This is a genomic window from Streptomyces sp. TAA486 (assembly GCF_000426165.1).
The window spans coordinates 56,165-68,646 of sequence record NZ_AUEV01000002.1 but is presented as its reverse complement, the minus strand read 5'-3'; the positions used below and the strand labels follow the sequence as shown (position 1 = coordinate 68,646).

11 protein-coding genes are annotated in these 12,482 nt (G+C 70.6%); 5 read left to right on the top strand and 6 right to left on the bottom strand.

Features of this window, described 5'->3' with window-relative positions:
* Window positions 1–125 precede the first annotated feature (125 nt).
* Window positions 126–2,042, top strand: coding sequence for an ABC transporter ATP-binding protein (locus I004_RS32140; protein WP_078510814.1), 1,917 nt, complete (start codon window positions 126–128; stop codon window positions 2,040–2,042).
* Between the two features lie 119 nt (window positions 2,043–2,161).
* Window positions 2,162–2,980 carry an endonuclease/exonuclease/phosphatase family protein gene (locus tag I004_RS32135; protein WP_158676997.1) on the top strand — a complete coding sequence of 273 codons (819 nt, stop codon included), beginning with the start codon at window positions 2,162–2,164 and terminating at the stop codon, window positions 2,978–2,980.
* A gap of 53 nt (window positions 2,981–3,033) precedes the next feature.
* Here the strand turns inward: I004_RS32135 and I004_RS40135 are convergent, their stop codons facing one another.
* The 4 genes from I004_RS40135 to I004_RS0104230 all read right to left on the bottom strand — a co-directional run bounded on the left by I004_RS40135 (window position 3,034) and on the right by I004_RS0104230 (window position 7,158).
* Window positions 3,034–3,579, bottom strand: coding sequence for a PP2C family protein-serine/threonine phosphatase (locus I004_RS40135; protein ID WP_486579795.1), 546 nt, complete (start codon window positions 3,577–3,579; stop codon window positions 3,034–3,036).
* The gene (locus I004_RS40130) at window positions 3,516–3,998 is read right to left on the bottom strand and encodes a hypothetical protein (protein WP_486579731.1); all 483 of its coding nucleotides are present in this window, start codon (window positions 3,996–3,998) and stop codon (window positions 3,516–3,518) included. Before I004_RS40130 ends, I004_RS40135 begins: the two co-directional genes overlap by 64 nt.
* Window positions 3,999–4,390: 392 nt before the next feature.
* On the bottom strand, window positions 4,391–6,280 hold the full coding sequence (locus tag I004_RS0104235) for a propionyl-CoA synthetase (RefSeq protein WP_028434454.1): 1,890 nt from the start codon (window positions 6,278–6,280) through the stop codon (window positions 4,391–4,393).
* Between the two features lie 299 nt (window positions 6,281–6,579).
* Window positions 6,580–7,158: a TetR/AcrR family transcriptional regulator gene (locus I004_RS0104230; RefSeq protein ID WP_028434453.1), complete on the bottom strand. Its 579-nt coding sequence runs from the start codon at window positions 7,156–7,158 to the stop codon at window positions 6,580–6,582.
* A gap of 200 nt (window positions 7,159–7,358) precedes the next feature.
* Between I004_RS0104230 and I004_RS32125 the strand changes: the two genes are divergently transcribed.
* The 3 genes from I004_RS32125 to I004_RS0104215 all read left to right on the top strand — a co-directional run bounded on the left by I004_RS32125 (window position 7,359) and on the right by I004_RS0104215 (window position 10,222).
* A complete protein-coding gene (locus I004_RS32125) occupies window positions 7,359–8,216 on the top strand; it encodes a DUF817 domain-containing protein (protein ID WP_078510813.1) in 858 nt (285 codons plus the stop codon).
* 156 nt (window positions 8,217–8,372) lie between these two features.
* On the top strand, window positions 8,373–9,305 hold the full coding sequence (locus I004_RS0104220) for a TIGR03619 family F420-dependent LLM class oxidoreductase (RefSeq protein WP_028434452.1): 933 nt from the start codon (window positions 8,373–8,375) through the stop codon (window positions 9,303–9,305).
* A 131-nt stretch (window positions 9,306–9,436) separates the two neighbouring features.
* A complete protein-coding gene (locus I004_RS0104215; RefSeq protein ID WP_199779340.1) occupies window positions 9,437–10,222 on the top strand; it encodes an aldo/keto reductase in 786 nt (261 codons plus the stop codon).
* An 88-nt stretch (window positions 10,223–10,310) separates the two neighbouring features.
* Here I004_RS0104215 and I004_RS0104210 read toward each other — a convergent pair whose 3' ends face one another.
* On the bottom strand, window positions 10,311–11,312 hold the full coding sequence (locus I004_RS0104210) for an aldo/keto reductase (RefSeq protein WP_028434450.1): 1,002 nt from the start codon (window positions 11,310–11,312) through the stop codon (window positions 10,311–10,313).
* 169 nt (window positions 11,313–11,481) lie between these two features.
* The gene (locus tag I004_RS0104205; protein ID WP_037974998.1) at window positions 11,482–12,477 is read right to left on the bottom strand and encodes an aldo/keto reductase; all 996 of its coding nucleotides are present in this window, start codon (window positions 12,475–12,477) and stop codon (window positions 11,482–11,484) included.
* Between the last annotated feature and the right edge of the window lie 5 nt (window positions 12,478–12,482).

Genomic DNA, 12,482 nt, shown 5'->3' with positions numbered 1-12,482 from the left:
TTCCGCGTTCGGCGGCTCCGCGGACGGCGCGTAGTCTCGAATGACCGTTTGACACCCGGCGTCCGGACCCGCCCCGGAAGCCCGACCCGGAAACACCGATCGAGACCCCGAGCCCGAGGAGTCCGTTGCACCACGACACCACCGAGTGGACCCCACCGAAGAAGGACGGCGACGCCGCCGGGGAGCAGCCCCGGGAAGTGAGGCGCATCCTGCGCATCTTCCGCCCCTACAGGGGTCGGCTGGCCGTCGTCGGACTACTGGTGGGAGCCTCCTCGCTGGTCTCCGTGGCCTCGCCCTTCCTGCTCCGGGAGATCCTCGACGTCGCCATTCCCGACCGGCGCACCGGGCTGCTGAGCCTGCTCGCGCTCGGGCTGATCCTCATCGCGGTCGTCAGCAGCGTCTTCAACGTGCTGCAGACGTATCTGTCCACCACCGTCGGGCAGCGCGTCATGCACGACCTGCGCACCGACGTCTACGCCAAGCTCCAGCGGATGCCGCTGGCGTTCTTCACGCGCACCCGCACCGGCGAGGTGCAGTCCCGCATCGCCAACGACATCGGCGGCATGCAGGCGACCGTCACCTCCACCGCGACCTCCCTCGTCTCCAACCTCACAGGCGTCGTTGCGACCGTCGCCGCCATGCTCGCCCTGGACTGGCGGCTGACGGTCGCCTCTCTGCTGCTCCTGCCGTTCTTCGTCTGGATCAGCCGACGCGTCGGACGGGAGCGCAAGCGGATCACCACGCAGCGGCAGGCACAGATGGCCGCGATGTCCGCCCTCGTCACGGAGTCGCTGTCCGTCAGCGGCATTCTGCTCGGGCGGACGATGGGCCGTGCCGACTCCCTCACCCGTCACTTCGCCGGCGAGTCCGAACGGCTGGTCGGACTGGAGGTCCGCTCCCACATGGCGGGCCGCTGGCGGATGTCGACCATCGGCATCGTCATGGGTGCCATCCCCGCACTGCTGTACTGGACGGCCGGGATGCTCGTCCACATGGGCGGGCCGGGCCTGTCCATCGGCACGCTCGTCGCGTTCGTCACCCTCCAGCAGGGGCTGCTGCGGCCGACGGTCTCGCTGCTGTCGACAGGCGTCGAGATGCAGACCTCGCTCGCTCTCTTCCAGCGCATCTTCGAATACCTCGATCTGCCCGTCGACATCGAGGAACCCGCCTCGCCCGTCAGGCTGGAGCAGGTGCGCGGCGAAGTCCGCTTCGAGCAGGTCGACTTCGCATACGGCGGGAAGGACGCCCCCGCCACCTTGCACGGCATCGACCTCACCGTGCCCGAGGGCACCTCCCTCGCCCTCGTCGGCGTCACCGGTTCGGGCAAGACCACGCTCGGCCATCTCGTGCCGCGCCTGTACGACGTCACCGGCGGCCGCGTCACCCTCGACGGCGTCGACGTGCGCGACCTCGACTTCGACACCCTCGCCCGGGCTGTCGGCGTCGTCTCCCAGGAGACCTACCTCTTCCACGCCTCCGTCGCCGACAACCTGCGCTTCGCCAAGCCCGACGCGACCCGCGAGGAGCTGCACGACGCCGCCCGGGCCGCCCAGATCCACGACCACATCGCGGCGCTGCCCGACGGCTACGACACCCTCGTCGGGGAGCGGGGCCACCGCTTCTCCGGCGGCGAGAAGCAGCGCCTCGCCCTCGCCCGCACGATCCTGCGCGATCCGCCGGTCCTCATCCTGGACGAGGCGACGAGTGCGCTGGACACCCGCACCGAGCGCGCGGTCCAGCAGGCCGTCGACGCCCTCTCCGCGGGCCGCACCACCCTCACCATCGCCCACCGACTCTCCACCGTCAGGGACGCCGACCAGATCGTGGTGCTGGACGCGGGACGCATCGCAGAGCGCGGCACGCACGCCGAACTGCTCGCCGCCGACGGGCGGTATGCGGCCCTGGTGCGGCGGGACGCCCGCGTCGCGGCGGCAGCCCCCGGCCGGCCTGGTGCGGCACAGGCCACGCTGCCCGGTTCGGCGACCGGCGCCGGACCGGCGCCCGCACAGGACGGCTCCCCGGCGGACGCCCCCGTGCACTGACCGCGATCGGTCAGCGATGCCCCCAGCGCTGGCTGGGGTTGCCGAGCACCAGCGCCTGTGGGGATGCGGCCCCGGCGAACGGGACGCGGTGATACGGATGTGCCATGGAGCTTCGCGTGATGACGTTCAATCTCCGCTTCGCCGACTACGACCCGGCCGTTCCGCACTCCTGGCCGGAGCGACGGCCGGCCGTGGCCGCCCTGCTGAGGGAGGAGGCACCAGACCTCATCGGCACCCAGGAGGGGCTGCACCGTCAACTGCGGGACATCCACGAGGACATGCAGCAGACCGGCCGGAGATACGACTGGATCGGCCTCGGCCGGGAGGGCGGCAGCCGCGGCGAGTTCATGGCGGTCTTCTACGACGCCGGCCGCCTGGACCCCGTGGAGTACGAGCACTTCTGGATCGCCCCGGACCCGCACGCGGTCGGGCAGAAGTGGCCCGGTGCGGGCTCGCCGCGCATGGTCACCTGGGTGCGCTTCCGCGACCGGGCGGACGGCGGCGAGTTCTACGCGCTCAACACCCATCTGGACAACGTGAGCGCCGAGGCCCGGCTCGAGGGTGCCCGGCTTCTCGTCCAGCAGATGCGCCGCCCCGGTGCCCCGCTGCCGCCCTTCGAGCCGGGCCTGCCGTGCGTCGTCATGGGTGACTTCAACGTCCCGCCGGTCCTGGGCGACGGCGGTGTCCACGAAACCCTCGTGAAGGACGGTGAGTTGACCGACTCCTTCACCGCCGCACCGGCCGAGCAGCGGGGCGAGGACCACCACACCTGGCACAACTACGCCGGCATGTCATCGAGCGGTGCCCGCATCGACTGGATCCTCACGTCACCGGGTGTCCGTACGACGTCGGCCCGGATCAGCACCTTCACCCACGAGGGCCGGTACCCCAGCGACCACTTCCCTGTTCTGGCGACGCTCGACCTCGGCGGGCCATGACCGCGCTCTCGATGGCAGGACCTCACGGTGAGCAGAGACCGGAGGCTCCCGCCTCACGGCACGCGCTGCAGGGCGACCAGCGCGGCGTCGTCGCCCAGCGCTCCGCCGACGTGACGGCTCAGGTCGTGGCTGATCCGCTGCAGCAGCTCCTCCGGGCCCGACTCGGCCCAGGTCAGGACCCGGTCCGCCAACGGGTAGAAGTTGCCGTGGCGGTCCCGGGCTTCGGTGAGGCCGTCCGTGAAGAGCAGCAGCATGTCCCCGGTCTCGAGCTCGAACGTCTGCGCGTGGTACTCGGCTGCCGCGAGCAGGCCCAGACCGAGCGGCGGAGCCGGCTTGTGCGGAGCCACTTCGGTCACATGGCCCTTCCTCAGAAGCAGCGGCGGTGGATGCCCGCAGACGACCATGGCCGCCGAGTGTTCCTCGTCGGGGATGTCGAGGAAGGACGCGGTGATGAAGATTTCCTGGGACTGCTCGGCCCTGACGGGGTCGCCCAGGTTCCATGAGACGCTCTCGTCGAGGAACGATGCCGTTCCGATCAGGCTCGCACGCTGATGGACGGCCGCCCGGAACGCACCGAGGGCGAGGGCGGCGTCCCCGATCGCGGTGATGCCTTTCCCTGTACGTCGCCGATGATCAGCCGGGTGCTGTGGTCGGTGCGGGCAGCGGCGTACAGGTCTCCGCCGATCCGGGCCTCCGCCTCCGCGGCGAGATACATCGAGGCCACCTGCAGCGACCCGATCCGCTGGGGCAGGGGCCGCAGCACCAGCCGTTGCGCGACCTCCGAGACGTAGCGGACCTGGGAGAGCTCCCGCTCACGCCGCTCCCGCACGATGCAGTAGGCCACCAGCGAGGCACCGACGAGGACCAGCGCCGCGATCTGGGCCTGGTGGTTGGCCGAGAAGAGCTCGTCCCTGTCCCGCAGCAGCGCGATGACGGCCTGAGCGACCACGGCGAGGAAGGCGATGAGTCCAGTGGTCCACGCTCCCGCGAACGAAGCCGTGAGCGCCGGGGCCGCCACCAGCAGCGGGCCGAGATGGATCTCGGGGGCGCGGCCACGTCGACCACGACGACGAGCACCAGCCAGGCGACCGGGACGGCGGTGATCCAGGGGCTTGCGCTCAGGGACCGGCGGAGACCGGCGAACCGCTGCGACATGTCTACTCTCTACCTCTGTGCCGTGCGCCGCGCCGACCGGCCCACCCGTACGTACGCAGGGCCCCACTTCATCGCCGCACGGCACGCCCCGGGAACGGCGTCCGCCCGGCCCGCTGCCCGGTCAGCCGTTCAGGTGGCACCGGAGCCGGACGATGCTCTCGCGCAGGGATTCGTTCGCGACCAGTTCGAGTGCCGCACCCGAAGGCTGCGCGCCGCCGTGCCACACGTGGGCCCCTGGGCCGGGAGCCGTGAGCGTCACTGCTTCCGCAGCGTGGGCCGCAGCGCCTCCAGCACGCTGGCGTCGTCGATCGTGCTGGGCACGGGCTCGTCGGTGCCGTCGGCGATGCTCCGCATGGACTTGCGCAGGATCTTTCCCGACCTGGTCTTCGGTAGGCCGGCCACGACGGCGACGTCCTTGAGCGAGGCGACGGCGCCGACCTGGTCTCGCACCAACTGCACCAGTTCCCGGCGCAGTTGCTCCTGGTAGCCGTCGCTGGTGGCGTCGACGCCGGACTTGAGCACCACGAAACCGCGCGGCACCTGCCCCTTCATCTCGTCGGCGACTCCGATCACGGCGCACTCCGCGACGTCCGGATGTCCGGCGAGCGCCTCTTCCATGCCGCCGGTGGAGAGGCGGTGGCCGGCGACGTTGATGACGTCGTCCGTGCGTCCCATCACGAAGAGGTAGCCGTCCTCGTCGAGATAGCCGCCGTCACCGGTGAGGTAGTAGCCGTCGAAGGCCGACATGTACGACTGCACGAAGCGATCGTCGTCGTTCCACAGCGTCGGCAGCGCGCCCGGGGGCATCGGCAGTTTCGCGACGATGGCGCCGTTGGTGCCTGGCGGGACCTGCTTGCCGTCGCCGTCGAGCACCTGGATGTCCCAGCCGGGCAGCGGCTTCGTCGGCGAACCCGGCTTGACCGGCAGCAGCTCGATCCCGGCGGGATTGGCGACGATCGGCCAGCCCGTCTCCGTCTGCCACCAGTGGTCGATGACGGGGATGTCCAGCAACTCCGAGGCCCAGCGGTAGGTTTCCGGGTCGAGCCGTTCCCCCGCGAGGAACAGGTACTTCAGCGACGACAGGTCGTACTGCCGGGCCAGTTCGCCGTCCGGGTCCTCCTTCTTCAGCGCACGGAAGGCCGTCGGTGCGGTGAACATCGAGCGCACGCCGTACTCGGACGCCACACGCCAGAACTGTCCCGCGTCCGGAGTGCCGACCGGCTTGCCCTCGTAGAGCACCGTCGTCGCTCCCGCGAGCAGCGGCGCGTAGACGATGTAGGAATGCCCGACGACCCAGCCGACGTCGGAGGCGGTGAAGAGCGTCTGCCCGGGCCCGACGTCGTAGACGTTGGTCATGCTCCAGGCCAGGGCGGCGGCGTATCCGCCGCTGTCGCGTACGACGCCCTTGGGCTTGCCGGTGGTCCCGGAGGTGTAGAGGACGTAGAGGGGGTCGGTGGAGCGCACGGTCACCGGGTCGGCCGGCGAGGCCGTGGCGCAGGCCTGCGCCCAGTCGACGTCCGTCGCGCCCATCGCCGCCTCGGCCTGCGGGCGTTGCAGGATGATCTGGCACGCGGGCTTGTGCGAGGCCATCTCGATCGCCTGGTCGAGCAGCGGTTTGTACTCGATGACGCGGAACCCCTCGATACCGCAGGACGCCGAGACCACGACGGTGGGTGAGGCGTCGTCGATCCGCACCGCGAGTTCCTTCGCCGCGAACCCGCCGAAGACCACGGAGTGCACCGCGCCCAGCCGTGCGCAGGCGAGCATCGCGACGGCGGCCTCGGGGACCATCGGCATGTAGATCACGACCCGGTCGCCCGCCGAGACGCCCGCGTCCCGCAGCACGCCCGCGAAGACGGCGACCTCGTCCCGGAGTTGGTCGTAGGTGTAGGTGGTCTTCACGCCCGTGACGGGGGAGTCGTGGATCAGCGCCGCGCGGCTTCCGTGGCCCGCCTCGCAGTGGCGGTCGAGAGCGTTGTGGCAGACGTTCAGCTCCCCGTCGGGGAACCAGCGGTAGAAGGGCGGCCGCGAATCGTCCAGCGCCTGCGACGGCGCCCTGTGCCAGTCCAGCGCACCGGCAGCGTCGAGCCAGAACCGCTCCCGGTCCGCGACGCTCGCACGGAAGATCTCCTCGTAGTCGCCCACCGTGGGCCTCCTTCCGGGCGGTCCTGCGGGGCCGCCCGCTTGTGCGTTGTCGTCCGACGGTGAGCGTGCCCAACTGGGACGGAACCATGGCCGCCGCCGCAGCCGGGGGCGCGCGGCGGGCGCTCACCGCCCCGGCAGGTACGGCGACGATACGGCCGCACGGCGCGGCGGTCAGCCTCGCGGACGCCTGTGTCCTGTGCGGATGCTGCGACGGGACGGCCTGGAGCTCTGCTGGTACGGGGCGGACGGCAGCCGGTGCGGCCCTCGGCCGGCCGGTGGTTTCCGCGTGCGGCGGTGGGTCAGTCGCCGGAGCCGGGGATGCCGGCAGTGAGAAGGACGCTCACCGCGTCACGGGCCTGCAGGGCCGCCTCGGGCATCCCGCTGACGGTTCCCACAGTGATCGCTCCGTCGAACAGCACGATGATCTGGCCCGTCATGCGCTCGGGATCCGCGACACCGGTGCCGTCGACCAGGCGGCGGAAGATGGCCCTCAGAGCCGCCTTGTGTTCCCTGACGACCTGGGCGACCGCCGCCGAGCCGCTGCCGAGTTCCCCGAAGGCGTTGTTGAACGCGCAGCCGTGGAAACCGGGTTGCTGGAACCAGGCGTGCAGCCACTCGAACATGGCGAGAAGCTTTTCCCTGGGCGTGTCGTAGCCGGCGATGTGCTCCTCGATCGCACCTCGTGCGATCTTGTCGCGGCGGCGCAGATAGGCCTCCACGATGGCGCCCTTGGACGGGAAGCACTGGTAGAGACGCTTGAGGGACACCCCGGAGGAGTCACGTATGCGGTCGATGCCGACCGCCTGCACCCCGTGCGCGTAGAAGAGGGCGTCCGCTGCGTCCAACACCCTTGTGCTTGTTGGGACTTCGGTATCCATGCCGCCTCTTCGACACTTGAAGAACCATCCTTGCGCACTGTACTCTCCGCCGAGGAGAACGGTCGTTCTCGAGCTGTTCGGCCAGGCGGGCCGCATCGGGCGGCGTCCCGGTCGGCTGCTTGGGGGGCCGCCTGGCCGAACAGCTCATCCCGGGCAGCCGGGGCGAACCGCTCCGCGACTGTTCCGCGTCATGTAGGGGCATGGACGGGATATCGCGAGCGGTGCGTCGGCTGCTGCTCTTCGGCTGGCTCCAGGCGCGCTGCTGCGCCTTCGCCGCCGCACTGCTCGGGGGGATCGCGGCCTCACGGCTGCTGCCCGAACTGCCGTTGGCCCGCTACGACATCGTGCTGCTCTACGGCATTGCGCTGGCGCTGCTGGCCAGACGGGTGGGCTGGGACAGCGCGCGGGACACGGTGGTCCTCGCCGGGTGCCACGTCATCGGCCTTCTCTTCGAGTTGGTCAAGGTCCAGCTGGGTTCGTGGAGTTATCCGGAGGCTGCGCTGACGAAGATCGCCGGGGTCCCGCTGTACGGCGGGTTTCTCTACTCCGCCGTCGGGAGCTATGTGTGCAGGTCCTGGCATCTGATGCAGCTGCGGCTGACGGGCTACCGTCCGCGCATCATGGCGGTGCTGGCGGGCGCGATCTACATCAACTTCTTCAGCCACCACTGGCTGCCCGACGCCCGCTGGGTGTTGGCGGGGCTCATGCTGTTCGCGACGATCGGGACTTGGGTCCACTACAGGGTCGGGACGGCGCAGTACCGCATGCCGCTGGCCCTGGCGTTCGCGCTCATCGGCTTCTTCCTCTGGATCGCCGAGAACATGGCGACCTACGTGGGTGCGTGGAGTTACCCGGACCAGCTGGACGGCTGGCAGCCGGTGTCCCTGGCGAAGGCCGGGGCCTGGGCGCTGCTGATCAGCGTCACCTTCGTCATGGCGGCGCTCTCCCGGGGCACGGCTCCGCCAGGACCGAAGCCCGCGGCGTCGGAAGCCGGCGATCCGGCGGAAGAGAGGCCGGCGGGGGAGAGGGAGGAGAGACCGGAACCGGCGGCGCGATGAGGACCGGCACCGGATCCGGACGGTGCGCCGCCAGGTGGTGCCCGGATCCCTCCGGCGGTCCGCACCGTGATCGCTGTCGTCGGCGAGGAAGACAAGCGCCCGTCACGCGGGTGCCGTGACGGAATGTGCCCGCACGGGCGGGGGACGGAGAGTGCAGTGCGATACGGCGTCAACATCCTCAACTTCGGTACCGGCACAGGCCCGGAGACGCTGCTCCGCTGGGCCCGGTACGCCGAGGAGCGGGGCTTCCACTTCGCGATGATCTCCGACCATGTCGCGGTCACGCCCGAGATCGCCGAGCAGTACGAGGCGCCCTTCTACGACCCGTTCACGACTCTGGCATGGCTCGCCGGGCTGACCGAGCGGATCGAACTGGGGACCACGGTGACCGTGCTGCCCTTCCGGCATCCCCTGCTGACCGCCCGAGCGGCGGCGAACATCGACAGGTTCAGCGGCGGGCGGCTCATCGTCGGTGTCGGGGTGAGCTGGAGCGAGAGCGAGTACCGCTCGCTCGGGGTGGAACACCGCCGGCGGGGTGCGATCACCGACGAGTATCTGGAGGTCGTCACCAAGGCCTGGCGGCACGAGAAGATCTCCCACCACGGCGAGTTCGTCTCGTTCGAGGACGTCGCCACGGGGCCGCTGCCCGTCCGCGTACCGCCGGTCTGGGTCGGAGGCGGCAGCAAAGCTGCGCTGCGCCGCGCCGTCCGGCACGGTGACGCGTGGCATCCGCTCAACCAGAGCATGCGCTTCTACCGGGACGCGGGGCTTCCCGCGCTGCGCCGCATCGCCGAGGAAGAGGGCAGGCCCGTACCGCAGTTCGCGCCGCGGCTGCCGCTGAGGCTCACCGACTCGCCGCTGCCGGAGGAGACGCGCCTGGCCGGGCAGGGGAGCCTCGGGCAGGTCAGGAGCGACCTGGACGGGCTCGCGGAACTGGGCGCGACGCACATCCTCTTCGACACCTACCGCGGCGAACCGGCATTGATGCGGCCGCAGAAGGAGGACGAGGAAGTGCTGGAGACGCTTGCCGAGCACATTCTCGGCGATGGGCCAGGCCATCCTCTTCGCGGTGAGACGCTCGGCAGCTGAGCGGAATGGGGCATTCCTTAGAGTGGTTCAGGTAAGGGTCCGCGACACCCGCGCTGACACGCCGGAACCGAGGAGTCGAGGAACGCCACGTGAGCACGATCCCCGAAGTCACCCTGAACAACGGAATCCGCATGCCGCAGCTGGGCTTCGGCGTCTACCAGGTACCGGAGGACGAGACGCACAGCGTGGTCGCCACCGCGCTGGAAGCCGGCTACCGCAGCATCGACACCGCCGCCCTCTACCGGAACGAGGCCGGCACCGGCCGTGCCCTCGCCGAGTCCGGGATCCCCCGCGAAGAGCTCTTCGTGACCACCAAGCTGTGGAACACCGACCAGGGCCACGACGCCGCACTGAAGGCCTTCGACGCCTCCATGGCGAAGCTGGGGCTGGACCACGTCGACCTGTACCTCATCCACTGGCCGCTGCCGGCGCGCGATCTGTACGTCGAGACCTGGCGGGCGCTGGAGAAGATCCATGCCGAGGGCCGGGCCAGGGCGATCGGCGTCTCCAACTTCCAGTCCGCGCACCTGCGCCGGCTGGCGGAGGAGACCGACATCGTTCCTGCCGTCAACCAGATCGAGCTCCATCCGCGCCTCCAGCAGCGGGAGTTGCGCGAGTTCGACGCCGACGCCGGGGTCGCCACCGAGGCCTGGTCGCCGCTGGGGCGGAACAACGGTGTGCTCGACGACCCGGTCGTGACCGGCATCGCCCAAAAGCACGGCAGGACCCCGGCGCAGGTGGTGCTGCGCTGGCACCTTCAGCTGGGGAACGTCGTCATCCCCAAGTCGTCCACGCCGGCGCGCATCCGCGAGAACCTCGACGTCTTCGGCTTCGAACTGGACGACGACGACCTCGCCGCCGTCGAGACCTTGGAGACCGGCGTACGCGTGGGGCCCGACCCCGACACCTTCAACTGACCAGCCGCCGCACGGGCTTGCTCGCGGTCGCTGACGCGCGAGCAAGCCCGTCCGGCGGGCGGGCGGCAGCGCCTTGCGGCCCTCGGCTTCAGCCGAGCGACGGTCCCTGCGCCAACAGCTCCTCGATGCGGGCCAGTTCGTCGTCCGCGAAGCCGAGGCACTCGGTCGCCGCGACGCTGTCGGCGAGCTGTTCCGGGCTGCTCGCGCCCACGAGAGCCGACGTGACGCTGTCGCGCAGCACCCATGCCAGCGCCATCTGCGCCAGCGACTGCCCGCGCTCACGCGCCAGTTCGTTCAGACCGCGCAGCATGGTGACGGTCTCCGCGGTGATCTGCTCACTGCTGAGGAAGGGGCTCGCCCCCGCGGCACGTGACCCCTCCGGTACGCCGTCGAGGTAGCGGCTGGAGAGCAGCCCCTGCGCAAGCGGTGAGAAGACGATGCTGCCGGCGCCGATGTCGGTCAGGGTTTCCAGCAGGCCCTGCTCCGGCCCCCGGTCGAGCATCGAGTAGCGCGGCTGGTGAATGAGGAGGGGCGTGCCCAGCTCCCGCAGGATGCGGGCGGCCTCGCGCGTCTGCTCCGGCGAGTAGTTGGAGATCCCGGCGTAGAGGGCCTTGCCCTGGCGCACCGCGTGGTGCAGGGCCCCCATCGTCTCCTCCAGCGGAGTGTCCGGGTCGGGCCGGTGCGAGTAGAAGATGTCGACGTACTCCAGGCCCATGCGGCCCAGGCTCTGGTCGAGGGAGGCCAGGAGGCTCTTGCGGGAGCCCCATTCTCCGTACGGGCCGGGCCACATGAGGTGCCCCGCCTTGGTGGAGACGAGGAACTCGTCCCGGTAGGGGCGCAGGTCCTGGTGGACGATCCGCCCGAAGGCCGTCTCCGCCGCACCGGGCGGCGGGCCGTAGTTGTTCGCCAGGTCGAAGTGGGTGACGCCCAGATCGAAGGCCCGGCGGACGATGGCCTGCTGGCGCTCCAGGGGCCGGTCGGTGCCGAAGTTGTGCCACAGGCCCAGCGAGATCGCCGGCAGGTGCAGGCCGCTGCGGCCGGTGCGGCGGTAGGGCATCGACTCGTAGCGGTCGTCGTCGGCTACGTACACGGGGTCTCTCCTCGAGTGTTACCGGATGAATCGGAAAGGGCCGGAAGGGGCCGCAAGGGCCGGAAGGGGCTGCCAGGGACGGAAGGGGCCGGAAAGGATCGGCAGGCAAGCGAGGGCAGGACGTGCATGCGGGACCGAGCTGGTCGGCCGGCCCGGTCGTGCGGCTGCCTCAGGCGACGCCCTCGGGGCTGGCGCCCTCGATCTGGACGCCGTCGGCCGCGATGCTCTCGATCTCGGCGAGCTCGTCGTCGCTCAGGGTGATGTCCGCGGCGGCGGCGCTCGATTCGATGCTGGAGCTGCTGCGTGCGCCCACCAGCGCCACGTCCACGCGCGCCAGCACCCACGCGATCGCGATCTCGCTGACGCTGTGACCGCGTGCCTCGGCGAAGTCCGAGAGCCGCCGCACCACGGCGAGGTTCCGCCGCAGCGCGTCGCCGGTGAAGGCCGTGGCCTTGCTGCGCCAGTCGTTCTCGTCGAAGCGGGTGTCCTCGTCGAAGCGGCCGGTCAGCAGCCCGCTGGCGAGCGGGCTGTAGGCGAGGACGCCGATCCCGTGCTTCTGCGTGTACGGAAGGATCTCCGCCTCGATGCCGCGCCGGAAGAGGTGGTACGGCGGCTGGAGCGTCTCCACCGGGCGTACGGCGGCGAACTCCGCCATCTGCGCGGCGTCATAGTTGGAGACGCCGACGTGGCGGAGCTTGCCCTCGTCGACCATCTCCTGCAGTGCGCCCGCTGTCTCGGCGGCGGGCGTCTCCGGGTCCGGCCAGTGGACCTGGTACAGGTCGATGGTCTCCACGTCCAGTGCCCTCAGGCTCTGCTCGACGCCTTCGCGCAGGAAGGCGGCCGAGGCGTCCCGGCCGCCGCCCCTGGGGGTACCTTCTGGCCCCTTGGGGCCAGGAGGACGCACACCGCCCTTGGTGGCGATCACGACGCCGTCGCGGTCACGGGCCAGGTCCCCGCGCAGGGCCTTGCCGAGAAGGCGCTCCGAGGCGCCGAAGCCGTAGGCCTGCGCCGTGTCAAAGAAGTTGATGCCCAGCTCACGGGCCCGGCGGATGGCGGCAGTCGCAACGTCCTCGTCGAACGGGCCCCAGTCGCCGCCCAGTTGCCAGGTGCCGTACGCGACACGGGAGACCTCCAGGCCGGTCGCTCCGAGTGTGGTGGTCCGCATGCTCT